Source organism: Rhodococcus sp. NPDC059968 (assembly GCF_042738615.1).
Lineage (GTDB): Bacteria > Actinomycetota > Actinomycetes > Mycobacteriales > Mycobacteriaceae > Rhodococcus_F.
Window position 1 is genome coordinate 30,990 of the sequence record NZ_JBHWUE010000045.1, and the last position, 16,567, is coordinate 47,556.

Here is a 16,567-nt window from a genome sequence, read left to right on the forward strand (position 1 = left end):
GTTCTGATGCGACAGTGGTGCGGTCATCGCGCATGTGCGGTGAGCCCGAGCGCAGCATGCGTCGGCCGATCATCAACACGCAGGCCGCTGTCACCATCGCGCCCGCTACCAGGATCCACCCTGTTGCGAAGCCGGAGTGCATTTGCGATGAACCCGAAACAGAGTGGGCCGAGGCATCCGCCCGCGTAGACACCGACCTGTACGGCCCCCGTCGCGGTGGCCGGCGACGAGGGATTGAGCCGGACGATCGCGAACTGCAGTAGCCCCGGCCAGGACCAGCCCAGGCCCATGCCCAGTACGACACCTACGAGGAGGGGAACCGTACCCGGTAGGGCAAGGAGCGCAACCCCGATCGCTCCGAGGGTGAGACTTCCGGCAACATAAGCGAAGTGACCGGTGGGGCGACGGTCGGCAAGCCACCCGTGCAGCATCCGCATGAACAGTGCGATCACGCTGCCGAGGGTCAGGACCAGCCCGGCGGTCGCGGGGGCGATGCCACGGGACACCGAGGACGCGACGAGGAAGATGGTCATGGCGTTCGCCGCCGCGGCGGCAAGGCTCGCCGCCGCGCCGATGACAGCGAGAGCCAGCGGGGTGGCCGATCGTGCTGCTGGAAGGGGTGGACGCGCCGGCCGGCTGCCACGAGGGGTGGCGGCCAGCGCGCACAGCGCGATCGCCGCACCGATGACAAAGGACCAGCGCCATCCCAATGGCAGGATCCCAGGCGGTCCGCGGGCATCGACCTCGCCAGCGACGAGTTCGACGACAGCTGGCCCACGACATTGCACCACGCGCTGGCGAGGAGAAGGACGAGCAGCGATCGGTACGACTGCGCAAGACCGGCGATCAGCAACATGAACACTGCCGCCCCGACTACTGCCACAGTGCTCGACACGCCACTACCGATGCGGTCGATGATTCGGCCGGCGGGCAGTGCGACAGTCGCGCTCACCGCGAAGTAGAGCGCGACGGCCAGCCCGAGGCCGGCCGGATCCAGGTGCAGGTCTGCGGCAATCTGCACCGCCAGGGCGCCGGTGAGGAAAACCGGCAGCGCCGTCGAGGTGGTCACCGCGATGGCTCCGGCAGCGACCCGGAAAGTTGTCGGACCTGACGTGACCACTGCAGGGCACTCCTCTCAGACATCACCGTGCATGCGGCGGGGGCCGCATGCACGGTGCGGGGTTGCCTCGATGGGGCAGGCTTAACGGGGGCTTTGGTGCTCTCGCAGAACCGAATTGGACCCGTCGGACTTTTCGTTGGTGATCACGTGGAGGTGATCCGGCCGACGTAGAAGTCGCCGGTGCGTTCGATCTTCACCCGTGATCCGAAGGGTTCCGACAACTCGTCGAGACGTTCGAGGATCCGGACGGCGTCGTCGGGGGCGGCGAATTCCGGGCACCCGCGGCGGCTGCGCGGTTCGGTTCGACCGAGAGTGATCGGATGCAGCTCCGTGCCGGTCAGGACACCGTCGTCGTACGAGAAGCGGGCGACCACCGACTCCCAGAACTTCGGCTGGTCGGCGTACCCGGTCACCGCGTCGTAGAGGTCGGCGGTGGTCGACGTAGGCGGCATGCCCTGCTGTTCGTAGACCTCCGGCGGGAACGCGGAGATCACCTCAAGGTTGAACACGAAGTTGCCCAGCGAGTAGCAGATCGGACGCCCCTTGTAGAGCTCGACCCCACGGAGCATGTGCGGGCCGTGACCAACAACGCCGTGCGCGCCGGCATCGATGAGCCCGTGCGCGAGAGGCCGGAGGAACTCGGCCGGAACCTCGTTGTTCCAGCGGCCCTGGATGCCCTCGTGGCAGTGCAGCCCGACGATCACCAGATCCGCCTGACGCCGCGCCTCGTCCACCACGGACTGCAACGCTTCGACATCCCGCGTCAACGCATCTTCCTGCACCCGCGGGTTCGCATCCGGGACGAAATGCACCCCCTCGACGGCGATCCCACCGGGCGGCGGCGGGTCGTAGACGTTGCGGTCGGGGTACGGGAAATGGATGCCCGGTGCGGTGGTGCCGCTCGAGGTGACGTCGACGCCGGCGTCGGCAAGAATCTCGCGGAGGTCCTCGAAACGGTCCTGCCAAATGTAGTGCGTCTTCTGCAACCGGACCGGGGCGATACCGGGACGGCCGGCGTCGGCGATGCCGGGGTCGGCGGCGAGGGACAGTCGAGCGTTGCTCGAGCCCGCGGAGATGAAGGCGACACGGCCTCCGGGGGCGTCGAAGTATCGCGGCTGGCGGGCTTCTCGCAATGTGCGCCCGGCGCCCGCGTAGGCAAGTCCGCGTTTTTCGAGTTCCTCCAGTGATGCCACCAGGCCGTCGGTGCCGTAGTCGCTGGCGTGGTTGTTGGCCATGCCGTAGAGGTTGATGCCCAGCCACTCGAACTCGGACAAGAGTTCGGGCTCGACGCCCAGGTGCGTGCCGTGGAACGTGGTCGACGGCTTGCGGCCGGGGCCGGGGAAGACCATCTCCACGTTCGTGATGGTCACGTCGGTGCTGCGCAACAGGTCGACGAGGGCGGTGAAGTTGGCATTCGGGTTCGCCGAGATGCGGTGGGTGACGATGGCGTCGCCGGTGGCGACGACATTTACGGTGGACACTAAGGCTCCTTCTGGGTACCGCTAATTCTTGTCCGGTCACTGGACCGGTGTGATGGTGTTACTCCGAAGTCTTCGAATTCCAGATGTCGGAGAACTGCGTGGCGACGACCTCCTCGTAGGGAACATCGTCGGTGATCAGGCCGGTGTTTTGGTAGATCTTCATTGCCGCGTCGTAGGTCTGCGGTGAGATCTCCGAGGTGAAGTGATCGCGCGAGGCGTTGTAGATGTTCGCGACGAGGTCCGGTGCCAGGTCGGGGTAGAGCTCCTCGAGTACCGGCAGTGCGGTTGCGGGGTCGTCGCGCAGAGTGTTGTTCGCTCGTGTCACCGCACGCACCAGCGCCCGGGCGGTCTCGGGGTTGTCGTTGATCCACTCGGTGGTCGCCTGCAGGGTCGAGGTCGGCAGCTTGGAGTAGGTGGATTCGGCCGTGGTGGTGCGCAGGTCGAAGACGATCCGTCCCGTGCCCGAGGTGGTGATCTGGGTCAGGTCCGGCTCATAGGTGATGAGGGCGTCGACCGACCCTGTTCGCAGGGCCGCACTGGCTTCGGCGCCGGTACCCACGGCGATGATGGTGACGTCGGTATCGGGGTTGAGCCCGTACTCGGCGAAGATTCCGCGGGCGATACTGTCCCCGGTGGACCCGGACGCGGCAACACCGAACCTCTTGCCCTTCATTGCATCGACGAAGGCCTGCGGGTCGTTCTCCGGGATCTGCGGAAAGGTGTTGCCGCCGACGAACGCGTAGATCGTCGCCATCTCGAGGCCCGTCAGACTCTGGATGGATTGACCCTTCCCGGTCAGTTCGATCGGGGTGTCGAAGCCCGTGGTCACGGCGACGACGCTGCGGCCGAGCAGTGCCGTGACCGAGGCATCACCGCTGTCGGTGGGCACGATGGTGACGTCGAGGCCTTCGTCGTCGAAGTAGCCGAGCTTCTCGGCGACGAAGGCGGGACTGAAGCACATCAAATTGACCCCGGCGATCTTGATCGCATTGCCGTCGGCGTTGCGGGAGGTGGCGCCGCCGCAGGCGCTGACGAACAAGAGCGTCGAGAGGGCAATGAGTACAGGCAAAACACGCGTTCGCATGGCGTGTTCCTTTCGGGTTGGGGAGGACGGCCTGCGAGCACTTCAGGCGTGTGGCCGGATGCCGTCAGACGGGTCGTCATTGGAGGCGTGGCTGACTATTTGGCGGTGGCACTGCCCCACGAGGAAAGGGACTTTTCGAGCAGGCGCACCGCTTGATCGAGGATCACGCCCAGGGCCGCGACGATGATCAGATAGGTGAAGACCCCGGTGGTGTCGAACAGACCTGACGCCCGCGAGATGCGTAGGCCCAGTCCGTGTTCTGAGATGATGAGTTCGCCGACGACCGCGCCGATGAGGGCGAATCCCAATCCCACGCGTGTACCCGAGAGCAACCACGGCACCGACGCCGGCAGGCTGACCTTCCGGAAGATGAACCAATCGCTCGCTCCCATCATCTTCACCTGGCTGATGAGCCGTTGATCGACGTTGGTCAGGCCCGCATAGGTATTGAGCAGCATGATGAAGTAGCACAGCGAGAAGACCAAGGCGATCTTCGATGCCGGTCCGATCCCGAACCAGATGATGAACAACGGGGCGATCGCGATGCGGGGGGTGCTGTAGAGGGCAAGAATGTACGGGTCGACCACTTTCTGCAGCAGTGGGAACTTGTACATGATGCAGGCGCTGGCGACACCGGTGACCGCGCTCAGCGCGAATCCGACGAGGACGTTCTGCATCGTGAATGCCACATCGACATAGAGTTCTTTGTCGACGAGGACTTCGCGCAGTCGTTCGATCACTGCGGTGGGTTCGCTGACGAAGAATGGGTCGATCCAGCCGATCTCTACCGCCGCCTGCCACATGGCGAGCGCCGCGATCAGGAGCAGAACCTGCAGGGTGAGAAGTTTCAGGGTCGGACCCAACCGCATCTTTCTCCTGCTGGCGGTCCGCGAACCGGGGCTTTTCTCTGCTTCCCGTTCGCGGGGTTTGTCGGTCGTTATCGCGGTGTCAGGCATGGTCGTCGCCTCCGGACATCAGTTTGTGCAGGATTTCGTCATAGAGTTCGCGGTAGTCATTGCGCTTCATGATCTGTGCGAGATCGCCGCGCGGACGTTCGATGTCGACCGAGTAGTCTTCGACGATGCGTCCGGGGCGAGCGCTGAACATCAGGATTCGGTCGCTCAACAGGATTGCTTCGCTCGGATCGTGGGTGACGAAGAGAACTGTCTTCGGGTTCATCTGCCACACACGTAGAAGTTCCTGCTGCATAACGATTTTGGTCAACGCATCCAACGCCCCGAACGGTTCGTCCATCAGGATGATCTCGGGAGTTTGCGCGAGGAGGCGGGCGAACTGCACTCGTTTGCGCATGCCGCCGGACAGTTCGCGAGGTTTGCGGTTCTCGAAGCCTTCCAGGCCGACCAACGCGAGAAGGCGACCGGCTTCGGCTCGGTCAACCCGATTGGATACCTGCATTGGTAGGAGAACATTGTCGAGGGCGCTCGCCCAGGGCAGCAGGGTGTCCTCTTGGAACATGTAACCGGCCCGACCATTGATCGATTGCAGTTCCCTGCCTCCGATCCGGAGGGTGCCGGAGGAGATCGTCGCCAGGCCGGCGACGGCGTTGAGGAATGTGGATTTGCCGCATCCGCTGGGGCCGAGGAGCGAGACGAACTGTCCCGGCTCGATCTGTACGGAGACATCGTCGAGGACTCGCAGCGACGATCCGTCGCGGGTTGGGAAGTCCAGGCTCACGTTCTCGGCCGTGACGCTGAGACTGTTCAACCCGCGGGTCGCGTTCGAATCCGTAGGAGTTGCCGACGGTGGCATGACTGCGGCTGGGCTAGAGCTCGCGTGTGGCGAACGGGTTGGTAACAAGGTAACTCCTCACCTTCAGGCGCATTCGGCGCATGATTAGACAAATAGAAGCACGTGGCGCACGTCACGTCAACGACGCCGCCGGGTGCGCACTCTCCCGGTGTGGTCGTCCGGGAGCGTGGGCCGGCCGGTCGTGGCCAGCCGAGGTGAGCTGCCAGGGACGGCGCATCTTGACGTGACTCAGGTCACGTGATTCTATTGGGTAATCATGCGACGAATAGTCCGGATGCACCCGATGCGCCGACGATCTCTCCTTCCGCCTCCCATACCTGGAGGCCGGAGATGCGTCGCTTCCACGTCCCGCGTACACCACCTGCTCTGCAGAATGCAGACCCATCCCTCACCGCAGCGCTCAACCGATCCACGTCTTGGAGAACGCCGATGAAATCCCCTGCTCCATCCGCCCAGCGCGCCCAGGCGGGCGTCATACTCGCCGTTGTCATCGGCGCCGTGGCCGCCTACAAGGGGCTCGAATCGATGACCTCGCCTGCGCTGCCGATCCTGCAGGCCGAACTCGGCGCTTCGCGAGCCAGCATCGCCTGGGTGCTGACCGGCGTCCTGCTGACCGGTCCCATCGTGACGCCCATTGTCGCCAGACTCGGAGAGATCTGGGACAAGCGGCGGGTACTGCTGGGAGTCCTGGTCATCGTCACGATAGGTGCTCTCGTGTCAGCCCTATCGGCGTCCATGCCGATGCTGATCGCCGGACAGATGCTCCAGGGATTCGGTCTCAGCACGGTGCCACTAGCAGTCGGAATCATGCGCGAGACGCAATCAGTCGAGCGGACAAAGGCCGGAAACGGAATCATGGTGGGCGCCATCTTCGGTAGCACCGCACTCGCCATGCTCGTCTCCGGTCCGATCGCCGACAACCTCCACTACAGCTGGTTGTTCTGGTTCCCGTTCTTCCTTCTGATTCTCATCATTGCCGCTGTCTGGTGGCTCGTCCCCGCCTCGCCGGCCAACATGAGCCACGGGCGTATCGACCTCCTCGGAAGCGCGCTGCTCGGGGCCGGCCTCTCGGTACTGCTCCTCGCGTTCACCTACGCACCCGATTGGGGCTGGACCTCGATTGGGTTCCTGGCGCTGCTCGGGGCCGCGCTCGGACTCCTGTTCGTCTTCGGCCTAGCCGAACTGCGGATCAGTGATCCGCTGGTCGACGTCCGCCTCCTGGCCCACCACTCTGTCTTCACAGCAGCAGGGCTGATGGTGATGGCAGGTTTCTGCATCAACGCCATGCTCGTCGCCGTACCGATGCAGATCCAGCAGCCGATCAGCACGGGATATGGACTCGGAGCATCCGCGACCCTCACCGGCTTCATGCTGGTTCCGGCCATGCTCATCGGAACCACCGCGCCGCTCGCCACGTGGATCGAACGCAAGCTCGGCCAGCGCACCGCGACGATTGTCGGGCCGGTCTCCATCGCAGCGGCGGCGTTCTCCCTCATGGCTTCCGCCGGCAACTTCACCACGGTTCTCATTGGGTTACTCCTGGTCGGATTCGGGTGCGGAATCTCGATCACCCAAGCAATGAACCTTGTTGTCTCTGGCGTACCCCCCGAACGGGTTGCGGCCTTCAGCGGCCTCAACTTCGTGGTCAAGGCAGTCGGTGCAACTTCCGGAGCTCAGATCGCGGCAAGCATTCTCTCCACGGATGCAGCTGCCGCCTCGGACTCACCCTCATGGGCGGCTTTCAATGCGGTATGGCTGATGTGCGCGGGAATGTGCATAGCGACGCTCATTCTGGGACTGACCATCAAGAACAGGCGCAGCAGTATCGACTCCTCGGCCACCGGCGCCGCGGGCACAGCCACACCGCGTGCTGATCAAGGACCCGACGTCGTCTCGGCGGCAGTCTCGAGCAGATACGCCGACGACGTCGACAATCACCGACGGGCTCCCACCGTCGCTGACAGGAGCTGACCCCGGGCCTCCTATCCAGTCCGAACCCGTCAACGTCCTAAAGCACACCGGCTGCCGTCCGGATCGGGCACAAGGAGCATCCGACACCGCGAAGGACCCGAACAGCTTCGACGCTTCCGGAAGGAGCGCCTTGCGGCTCGGGTCCTTCGCAGTGCGGGCTGCAGGGATCACGCCCGAAGCTGTTCTCAGCCCTGATTTGATGTGAAATCCGATGAACTCTCGCGAGTATCGCCAATGGCGCCAGAGGCGTCGCGCTGCTTGGCTCGAAGCCAACCGCAAACGCAAGCATCCTGACACCGAGGCAGAGCGCCTCATCGAGTTCGCCAACATGTGGGCACCATATGGGGGCGCAACGGAGGAGGAAATCCTCGTGAACTTCGGAATGACCAAGCGCCGGTTCATCGAGAAATTGTGGCAGGTAATCCCTGAATCGAACTGTGCCGACGAGGAGATGCACAGTTTAACGATCGCATACCCGAACCTCTCATGATGGACGAGTTCGCTTGGTTGCCGGAGATTGCGCAGTCCATCTCACCGACGCTTCAAGTGCCTGTCGTGCGTCGCGTCAACCGCACAGTGGACACCCGGACTGTCAGTGGCCTGAAATGGGGCACAAGCGCACCGGAAGTTGTCTTCCTCCACGGAAATGGGCAGAACGCGCACACCTGGGATGCGACCGTCCTCGCACTGGGCCGTCCTGCTCTCGCAGTGGATCTGCCCGGGCATGGGCATTCGGACTGGCATGATGTCCCTGACTACACGCCATCGTCACACGCCGCCGCTGTCGCAGGCTACCTACGTATCAGTGCGCCGAACCCGTGCGTTCTCGTTGGCATGTCACTTGGTGGTTTGACCGCAATCTGCCTCGCGGTTGCACAGTCCACATGGGTGCGCCACCTCGTCGTCGTCGATGTGACCCCGCAATCCGGTCTCCGTGTAGCCGCACAGCACTCACACGACAGCCGAAGGGTGGGGCCGCCCGCAGGGGCTGATCACTTCGTGACTTTCGAAGATATGGTCGACGCTGCCGCTGCAGTGCAACCCACACGTAGTCGCGATGCCTTACGGCGGGGAGTCCGGCACAACGCAATACAGGGAAAGGACGGGCTGTGGCGCTGGCGCGCCGATCATCGCCACCGCGCCAATGCGGACAGCCACCCAATCGACTACAGCGAACAGTGGTCGAGGGTCAGTGAACTCACGGTCCCCGTGACACTCGTCCGCGCAGCCAGATCCGGGGTCGTCCCACTCGACGACGCTACCGAGTTCGTGAGACGAGCGAGAACCACTGAAGTCGTCACCATCGACACCGAATTGCACTCTGTGCAGAGTGCGCGACCGGAGGAATTGGCTGAACTCGTCCGGTCGCGTCTCGGCTGACGTTCGATATCAAGCTCCGAACTGGCTACGAACGCGGTACATGTAGAAGCAGGGCATCGCCCTGCCCGCCGCCACCGCAGAGTGCGGCCACGCCTGTTCCGCCGCCACGCCGCCGGAGCTCACGTGCAAGGTGCAGGGTGATGCGGGCGCCGGACATACCGAGCGGATGCCCGATTGCGATCGCTCCACCGTTGACGTTGACCCGTTCCGGGTCGAGTCCGAGGGCGCGGGTCGAGGCGATGCCGATCGCGGCGAACGCCTCGTTGATCTCGACCAGGTCAAGCATGGACGGCGTGATGCCTTCCTTCGAGCAGGCGGCCGCGATCGCGTTGGCGGGCTGGTCCTGCAGAGTCGAGTCGGGCCCGGCAACGACACCGTGTGCCCCTATTTCAGCCAGCCAGGGCAACCCGAGTGCTTCGGCGCGGGATCGACTCATGAGGACGACTGCGGCTGCACCATCCGATAGTTGCGATGCCGAGCCAGCCGTGACGGTACCGGTCTTGCTGAACGCCGGCCGGAGGGACGCCAACGACTCGGCCGTGGTGTCGGGCCGAATGCCCTCGTCCCGGCTGACGACGAGCGGTTCGCCCGACCTCTGTGGCACGGTGACGGGAACAACCTCGTCGTCGAACACCCCGTTCTTCCATGCCGCTGCTGCACGTTGGTGTGAATCGGCGGCGAAGTTGTCCTGCTCCTCGCGGGTGACGGGCCTCGGGTCGGTGGCGTTCCGGGTTTCGGTGAGCACGCCCATCGCTTGGTCGGTGAAGATGTCGTAGAGACCGTCATGGGCGAGATGGTCGGTCATGAGGACCTCGCCGTACTTGAATCCCTCTCGGGACCTGGGCAATAGGTGGGGTGCTTGGCTCATCGACTCCTGGCCGCCGGCGACGATCACGTCGAATTCCCCGGCACGAATGAGCTGGTCAGCGAGCGCTATGGCATCGATTCCAGACAGGCAGACCTTGTTGACCGTGAGCGCGGGAACTGTCATGGGAATGCCGGCCGAGACCGCAGCCTGCCGCGCAGGGATCTGACCCACGCCCGCGGTGAGAACCTGGCCCATGATCACGTATTGGACCGCGTCGCCGGCGATGCCGGCCTTGTCGAGCGCAGCCTTGATCGCGATTCCTCCCAGGTCTGATCCTGAAAAGTTCTTCAACGATCCCATCAGGCGGCCCACCGGGGTGCGCGCGCCGGCAACGATGACGGAGCTATCTCTCATCCGACCATTCCTCACATGTCGTTCCAAAATGTCGCGTGCCGAATCAATCGGCACGCACCGCGTTCGTTAGTGGTTTGCCGCGGCGAAGAGGCAAATGTAACAGATGAATAATGCGCCTAATTGCAACTTGGAGTCGGTGACCGCCGGAGCGGGGAGCCATATGGCGCATCGATCGACGACGCGGAGTCCACCGAGGTAGGTGGAGCGGTTGCGAGGGCAACCGAATGGTCGGGGCGTCAGCAACTTACGGAGATTGCGCCAACTGTGCATCGTGCCGCGACCGAGGTCGGCGGGGCTGAGGTCGTTCGTGTGAGCTATTGCACTATGGGCGCATTAGGTGCATGATGAACTTCATTCTACGAAAGTGGTTCAGATCACACCGATGGAGGAATGTGCCAGTGACCACAGAGCAGCGGTCCGCGATGCGCGACCATTTCAGCGACTTCGACCTCGACTCGCCCGAGTTCAACGACGACTATGACGATGTCCTGACGGAACTTCTCGAGAAATGCCCGGTCGCCCACAGCAAGGTAGGTCGCGGCTACTACGTCGTGAACCGGCAGGAAGACGTTCGACGGGTCGCTCAGGATTGGCGGACGTTCACCAGTGTCGACGGGATGTTTCCGAATCGTCCGGACGGCATGCCCCCTGTGCTTCCTGAGGAGATCGATCCGCCGTACCACACCAATTGGCGGGGCGCTCTGAACAAGCACTTCACGGTCCGCAAGGTGGGGGAGTGGGAGGACTCGGTGCGCAAGCAAGTCGATGCCCTTATCGACAACTTCATCGAGACTGGTGAGTGCGATTTTGTGAAGGAGTTCGCGGCGCTTCTGCCCGGCCGCGTGTTCTTCGTGACCCTGCTGCAGGCACCTCTCGAGGTTCTCGACCGACTGGTGGACGTCGTCGACGACGCGATCATGGGATCCCCGGAGGAGCAAGGCCCCGCCTGGGCGGCCCTGCACACGTACATTGAGGGGTACCTCAAGGAGCGCCAGCAGCAACCACCCCGGGGTGACTTCATCGACTCGATCCTCGAGGGGGTGGACACGGAAACAGGCGGACCATGCTCCTGGGATGACAAGGTCAACGTTGCCACGCTTTTCCTCTCGGGGGCAGTCGGAACCACAGCATCCGCGATTGGCAGCATGGTGCTGCACCTGGCAACCCACCCCGAGGATAGGGACTGGCTCGCAGCGAATCCCGACGAACACGAACGCGCCGTCGAGGAACTGCTTCGACTGAACTCTCCAGTTACGGGAACGTCTCGCACTGCGACGAAACCGATCGAGGTGGCCGGCACCCAGTTTCAGCCCGGCGACCGTGTCGTGGTGAACTTCGCTGCCGCGTGCCGCGATCCTCAAGTCTATGACGCGCCGCTCGAGTTCAGGCCCGATCGTGATCAGACCAGAAGTGCTGTATTCGGGTTGGGTCCGCACCGCTGTGTTGGTTCGCATGCTGCGCGACTCGAACTCAAGACCTCCCTCGAGCAGGTTCTTCGACGCCTGCCCGATATCGCGCTCAAGGACGATGCCACCGTCACCTATTCCACTGGTCTCCTGCGCATCATCAACGAACTGCCGGTCACATTCACACCCGGTGCGAAGGTCGGCGATCCCCGATGAGGTACTCGATTGATGGGGACCTGTGCACGGGGCATGGCCGTTGTTACTCACTCGCTCCGGGAGTCTTCGAGGCGGACGACGATGGCTTCAACGCTGATCGTGGCTCCGGGGGCGAGGTGGAACCGGGGCGGGAGGACGCCGCTGTGTTGGGCGCCGAGAGCTGCCCAGAGCAGGCAATCAGGTTTGTTCCAGTAAGGACGCGGCCCGTCAGTGCCGATGGCTGAGGCGACGCGTCGGCTTCGGAGACGTGACCACGTTTGTTTGCGCTTCTGAAATGGCCAGAACATGTGGAGAAGGGACTGCAATGCTCACGCTTGACGGAAAGATCGCCGTAGTGACGGGAGCTCTCGGTGGAATGGGTCGCGCTGTATGCGAGCGATTCGGCGCCGAAGGCGCGACCGTTGTCGGAATGGACTGGACTGACGAGGGCTCGGAACTGTTCGCCAAGGAGATGGCGCAGGCTGGCTCGAAGTTCGAGTTCCGAAAAGTGGACGTGTCATCAGCGGTGGAGGTCGACGAAGCCGCCGAGGTCGTCGCCGCGCAGTACGGAAGCATCGACGTCCTCTACAACAATGCCGGACTCATGCAGCTGAAACCCATCCTCGAAACCAGCAACGATGAGTGGGACCGAATACTGGATGTGAATCTCAAGAGCGTCTTCCTCATGACGAGAGCTTTCGCACCCCTGATGGCCGACCGGTCAGGGTCGATCATCAACCTGTCCTCCACGGGGGCGCTCAGGGCTTGGGACAGCCTCTCTGCCTATGGCGCGGCCAAAGCGGGTGTCATCCAGTTCAGCAAGGTTGCAGCCGTCGAGTTTGCACCGAACATCCGAGTTAACGTCGTCTGCCCAGGAATGATCGACACCCCGATGGCGAGGGGTTTCGCGGCAGGGCTGCCGAATCCCGAGACGGCGTGGGAGGCCATGAGCCAGCAGACCGTCTTGCAACGGTTCGGTCAGTCGTCCGAGGTCGCAGATCTTGCGCTGTGGCTTGCGAGCGACCAATCCAGCTTCGTAACCGGTGAAGAGATTGCCATCGATGGTGGATCAATCCTGCGATAGCACCGGGGACGAGGCGGAGCGACGAATCCGTCGTGGCCCACTTCGGCAGAGAGGAGAAGAACTATGCCGTACGTCGTGACAGCCGGCTGCGTCGATATCATGGACAAGTCGTGCGTTCTCGAATGCCCCGTCGATTGTATCTACGAGGGCGACAGGATGATGTACATCCAGCCCGACGAGTGCATCGACTGCGGCGCCTGCGAACTGGTCTGCCCGCAGGACGCCGTCCTCTATGCAGAGGACGGCCCTGAAACATCACTATTCCTCGCAGCTACGGACGAGGTGTTCAGCGCAGTGGGCTCTCCGCGCAGCGCGAAGAAGCACGGCCCACTCGGGTTCGACCCACCCTCCATTCGTAAGCTCGAGCCGAAGGATAAGTAGTGTCTGAACCGCACCATCGGCATCTTCGCGTGGCCGTCGTCGGCTCCGGGCCGTCCGGGGCATACTGCGTAGAGGCGCTACTCGAGTCCCTGCCGGGCACGTCGATATCTGTCGACGTTATCGAACGATTGCCTGTGCCATACGGTCTCGTGCGGTACGGTGTGGCACCTGATCATGAAAGAATCAAGTCGATCATCGATTCCTTCGGTGAGATCCTGTCCCACGAAAGCGTCCGATTTCTGGGCAATGTCGCATATGGCCGCGATATCACGATGCTCGACCTGCGGCGGTACTACGATGTCGCCATCTTCGCCTCTGGCGCCAACAGCACGCGGCGTCTTGGCATCCCGGGCGAGAACCTCCCCGGAGTCTTCGCGGCGGCGGACTTTGTCTCTTGGTACAACGGGCACCCGAACGCGACATTTGAACGCTTTGCGCTCACGGCCAAACAGGCGGTCGTAATCGGTAACGGCAATGTTGCTCTCGACGTTGCTCGGATGCTGGTCAATCCACGTGAGACCTTGCTGCAAACCGATGTGCCGCAACATGTTCTGGAACTCCTCGTGGAGAGCCCCATCGAGGACGTGCGCATCGTGGGCCGCCGGGGACCACTGCAAGCGAAGTTCACGACAAAGGAAATCGTCGAACTCGGGAAGCTCGATGATGTCGACGTCATCGTTGACCCCTGCGTCCTACGGGTGACCGAATCCGAGTTGAAACAAGCCGCACCACCGACCGTCCGCATGGTCGCGGCATTGAGGACGCTCGGAAGCCTGCCGAGGGGGTGTGCGCGCCGGATCCATTTCACGTTCTTCCGGCGCCCGGTCGCAGTCTTCGGCCACCTGGGAGCTGAATCTGTCGTACTGGAGGCAACCGAAGGCGATAGCGACCACGGAAAGACTGACCGTGCGCGTCGGGACGTGATCGACGCCGGTCTGGTGCTCACCTCCGTCGGCTACCGCGCTGAACCCCTTCCGGGACTCCCATTCGACCCGTCCACCGCCACGGTGCCGCACACGAACGGATGGGTGTTCGACGGCGACGATACTCGCCCGGCGGTCTATGTCGCTGGATGGCTCAAGCGTGGGCCAACAGGAGTGATAGGAACGAATCGCCGTGATTCGCTCGAGACCGTGACGGCACTTCTAAGCAATGCCAGAGACTTCCCACGTGCTCTCGAACGCGATCCAGGCGCCATCGTCTCGATGCTGCGTGAACGCGGCGTCGAGGTAGTCCCGTGGGATGGATGGAACGCGATCGATGGTGCCGAGGTAGCACGCGGGGCGAGGCTGGGCAGAGCGAGAGTAAAGATCCACCGACTCGACGAGCTGCTCCAGGCGAGTTCTCGGCGTCCGACCGAGTAGCAGAGGTCATCATTCTCATTGATGAGCCCATGACTATTGGCAAACCGATTGTTACGAAAGATAACTCATCCGGCGGCTCAGTCCGCCGCCCAAACTGGAGGACTTGTGAACAAGGCAGTCGACGCTGAACGAAACGAGGCTCGAGCCGCATTGCTGCTGATGGACCTCATGCCAATCGTCGTCCCCGCATTCGGCGGGGATGACGAGCTGTTGACCCGACTGGCAGGCGCTGCCGAAGTTGCACGACGATCCGACATCGACGTCATCCACGTGCGCGTCCTGTTCCGCGACGGATATCCCGAAGTCGCCTCGACCAACAAGATCTTCGGAGTTGTCACCGCCAACTTCGACTTCACCGAGAACAACCCGGCAACGGAAGTCCACCAGGCACTCCGGCCCCGCGAATCGGACATTCTGGTTACCAAACGGCGCATCAGCGCATTCGCCGGCAGCGACCTCGAGATGATCCTCCGTTCGCGACGAATCCAAACTCTCGTGTTAGCCGGCGTGGCAACTTCCGGCGTGGTCCTGTCGACGCTGCGGGCAGCCGCCGACCTGGACTATCGCATCAAGGTTCTGTCCGACGGGTGCGCTGACGGTGATACAGCAGTGCACCGAATGTTGCTGGAGAACGTCTTTCCCGCGCATGCGGATGTTCTCGCCGTCGATGAGTGGGTGGCGGGCCTCGGCTGAACGAAACAAGGGTCGGTACTGGCAGGCACACCGAAAGATGGAGGAAAGAACATGACCGAGACAGCCCACAACGTCGACTTCTTCGACCGGCGCACAAACGATTGCCCATTTCCGGCCTATCGCCAGCTGCGCGACGATTCGCCGGTATGGCAAGACCCCACCACCGGGATGTTCGTGCTCACTCGCTACGACGACATACGCGCCGTCGAGATGGACACCAAACGTTTTCGCAACACGATCTCGACGCAGACAGTCGGAGAGATCGGACTTTCGGTGGACGGCGGAGATTCGAAGCAGCGTTTCGAGTCCCAGCAGAAGAACGACGCCCTGGCAAAGGCCTACGAGAACGACGGGTGGGAGCCAGGGCCCGCTCTCAACGCACGCGACGAACCAGAGCATTCTCAGGTCCGGCGGTCGCTCTTCGAGGCCGCGTTCCGGCCAACGAATCAGGCGCACTTCGATCGGATCGTGGGTGAGACCGTTGACGAGTTGATCGACGGGTTCATCGACGACGGTCGGTGTGAGTGGGTGAGCCAGTTCGCGGCGCCGATGACGCTGACCGCGATCATGAAACACGTCGGACTGCCAGCAACCGACCTACCACTCGTGAAGGATATGACCCTCGCATGGATCGCGCGTGCAGGACTCATGGCTACACCGGAGATCGAGCAGCGCGCCGCCAGGCTAGAACTCGACTTCCAGAAGTACGCACAGTCTCACTTCGAGCGGGTACGCCGCGAGCCGGACGACACCCTCCTCAGCACGATCGTCAACACCCCGGTCCCCGAATGGGATCGTGTTCTGACGGACGAGGAGCTTCACGGGTTCATCACGACGGACATGATGGTTGGCGGCGGTGAAACGACCACGGGTGCATTAGCCGGTGGTGCGCGACTCCTGGCGGAGAATCCGCCGATGTTCGACAAGCTCGCATCTGACCCCGACGCCTACCTCGATACGTTCATCGAAGAGGTGGTACGGCTGGAGGCCCCCGTACAAGGAATGTTCCGGCAGGCTGCCGAAGACGTCGAGTTGCATGGGGTCACCATTCCGGCCGGCTCGGTGGTCAATCTTCGCTTTGGGTCCGCGAACCGAGATGACCGGCACTACGAGGACCCGGACGAGCTCGACTTTGATCGAAAGAACCCGCGACGGCACCTCGCGTTCGGCACCGGTCTTCACGTGTGTCTCGGCAACACTCTGGCCCGCCGGGAGATGTTTCACACGTTCAAGGCGATGGTGGAGCGCTTCGAATCGATACGACTCGTGGATTCGCCAGATGCACTGACCTATCGACCCAACTATGTCGTGCGTTGCCTGGATCAACTTCATCTCGAGTTCACCCCACGAGCCCGTCGATGACGACTGCCGCTGTCAGCAGTCCAGGTTCGGTGTGAAGGCTATTGACAGTTGGCG

Annotated in this window: 16 protein-coding genes and 1 pseudogene; 10 read left to right on the forward strand and 7 right to left on the reverse strand. The window is 62.9% G+C overall.

The features are described 5' to 3' along the window. Positions 1 to 23: 23 nt before the first annotated feature. The 6 genes and pseudogenes from ACFWAY_RS30130 to ACFWAY_RS30155 all read right to left on the reverse strand — a co-directional run bounded on the left by ACFWAY_RS30130 (position 24) and on the right by ACFWAY_RS30155 (position 5,380). The gene (locus ACFWAY_RS30130) at positions 24 to 791 is read right to left on the reverse strand and encodes an MFS transporter (protein ID WP_378513132.1); all 768 of its coding nucleotides are present in this window, start codon (positions 789 to 791) and stop codon (positions 24 to 26) included. Continuing rightward, positions 731 to 1,120: pseudogene (locus tag ACFWAY_RS30135) on the reverse strand (MFS transporter); the annotation flags it as partial. The pseudogene ACFWAY_RS30135 and the gene ACFWAY_RS30130, both read right to left, overlap by 61 nt. A gap of 143 nt (positions 1,121 to 1,263) precedes the next feature. Continuing rightward, entirely contained in the window at positions 1,264 to 2,601 is a 1,338-nt protein-coding gene (locus ACFWAY_RS30140) for a CapA family protein (protein WP_378513133.1), read from the reverse strand. Positions 2,602 to 2,659: 58 nt separating this feature from the next. Then, positions 2,660 to 3,685 carry an ABC transporter substrate-binding protein gene (locus tag ACFWAY_RS30145; RefSeq protein ID WP_378513134.1) on the reverse strand — a complete coding sequence of 342 codons (1,026 nt, stop codon included), beginning with the start codon at positions 3,683 to 3,685 and terminating at the stop codon, positions 2,660 to 2,662. A 95-nt stretch (positions 3,686 to 3,780) separates the two neighbouring features. Next, a complete protein-coding gene (locus ACFWAY_RS30150) occupies positions 3,781 to 4,554 on the reverse strand; it encodes an ABC transporter permease (protein ID WP_378513135.1) in 774 nt (257 codons plus the stop codon). A 79-nt stretch (positions 4,555 to 4,633) separates the two neighbouring features. After that, a complete protein-coding gene (locus tag ACFWAY_RS30155) occupies positions 4,634 to 5,380 on the reverse strand; it encodes an ABC transporter ATP-binding protein (RefSeq protein WP_378513136.1) in 747 nt (248 codons plus the stop codon). Positions 5,381 to 5,884: 504 nt separating this feature from the next. Between ACFWAY_RS30155 and ACFWAY_RS30160 the strand changes: the two genes are divergently transcribed. The 3 genes from ACFWAY_RS30160 to ACFWAY_RS30170 all read left to right on the forward strand — a co-directional run bounded on the left by ACFWAY_RS30160 (position 5,885) and on the right by ACFWAY_RS30170 (position 8,806). Beyond that, positions 5,885 to 7,426 carry an MFS transporter gene (locus ACFWAY_RS30160; protein ID WP_378513137.1) on the forward strand — a complete coding sequence of 514 codons (1,542 nt, stop codon included), beginning with the start codon at positions 5,885 to 5,887 and terminating at the stop codon, positions 7,424 to 7,426. 211 nt (positions 7,427 to 7,637) lie between these two features. Beyond that, complete coding sequence (locus tag ACFWAY_RS30165; RefSeq protein ID WP_378513138.1) at positions 7,638 to 7,916, forward strand: hypothetical protein; 279 nt, start codon at positions 7,638 to 7,640, stop codon at positions 7,914 to 7,916. After that, entirely contained in the window at positions 7,916 to 8,806 is an 891-nt protein-coding gene (locus ACFWAY_RS30170) for an alpha/beta fold hydrolase (protein ID WP_378513139.1), read from the forward strand. Before ACFWAY_RS30165 ends, ACFWAY_RS30170 begins: the two co-directional genes overlap by 1 nt. 25 nt (positions 8,807 to 8,831) lie before the next feature. On the opposite strand, the gene ACFWAY_RS30175 is transcribed toward ACFWAY_RS30170, so the two are convergent. Further along, the gene (locus ACFWAY_RS30175) at positions 8,832 to 10,028 is read right to left on the reverse strand and encodes an acetyl-CoA C-acetyltransferase (RefSeq protein WP_378513140.1); all 1,197 of its coding nucleotides are present in this window, start codon (positions 10,026 to 10,028) and stop codon (positions 8,832 to 8,834) included. A 398-nt stretch (positions 10,029 to 10,426) separates the two neighbouring features. Between ACFWAY_RS30175 and ACFWAY_RS30180 the strand changes: the two genes are divergently transcribed. The 7 genes from ACFWAY_RS30180 (at position 10,427) to ACFWAY_RS30210 (ending at position 16,513) form a co-directional block, all read left to right on the forward strand. Beyond that, the gene (locus ACFWAY_RS30180) at positions 10,427 to 11,650 is read left to right on the forward strand and encodes a cytochrome P450 (RefSeq protein WP_378513141.1); all 1,224 of its coding nucleotides are present in this window, start codon (positions 10,427 to 10,429) and stop codon (positions 11,648 to 11,650) included. Then, positions 11,647 to 11,874: a ferredoxin gene (locus ACFWAY_RS30185; RefSeq protein WP_378513142.1), complete on the forward strand. Its 228-nt coding sequence runs from the start codon at positions 11,647 to 11,649 to the stop codon at positions 11,872 to 11,874. The genes ACFWAY_RS30180 and ACFWAY_RS30185 overlap by 4 nt, the downstream gene beginning before the upstream one ends. Positions 11,875 to 11,954: 80 nt before the next feature. Beyond that, positions 11,955 to 12,713: an SDR family NAD(P)-dependent oxidoreductase gene (locus ACFWAY_RS30190; RefSeq protein WP_378513143.1), complete on the forward strand. Its 759-nt coding sequence runs from the start codon at positions 11,955 to 11,957 to the stop codon at positions 12,711 to 12,713. 63 nt (positions 12,714 to 12,776) lie between these two features. After that, complete coding sequence (fdxA, locus tag ACFWAY_RS30195; RefSeq protein ID WP_378513144.1) at positions 12,777 to 13,094, forward strand: ferredoxin; 318 nt, start codon at positions 12,777 to 12,779, stop codon at positions 13,092 to 13,094. A 29-nt stretch (positions 13,095 to 13,123) separates the two neighbouring features. Next, positions 13,124 to 14,458 carry a hypothetical protein gene (locus ACFWAY_RS30200; RefSeq protein WP_378513145.1) on the forward strand — a complete coding sequence of 445 codons (1,335 nt, stop codon included), beginning with the start codon at positions 13,124 to 13,126 and terminating at the stop codon, positions 14,456 to 14,458. Positions 14,459 to 14,563: 105 nt separating this feature from the next. Then, positions 14,564 to 15,151 carry a cysteine hydrolase family protein gene (locus tag ACFWAY_RS30205; protein ID WP_378513146.1) on the forward strand — a complete coding sequence of 196 codons (588 nt, stop codon included), beginning with the start codon at positions 14,564 to 14,566 and terminating at the stop codon, positions 15,149 to 15,151. A 51-nt stretch (positions 15,152 to 15,202) separates the two neighbouring features. Then, the gene (locus ACFWAY_RS30210; RefSeq protein ID WP_378513147.1) at positions 15,203 to 16,513 is read left to right on the forward strand and encodes a cytochrome P450; all 1,311 of its coding nucleotides are present in this window, start codon (positions 15,203 to 15,205) and stop codon (positions 16,511 to 16,513) included. The last annotated feature ends 54 nt before the right edge of the window (positions 16,514 to 16,567 follow it).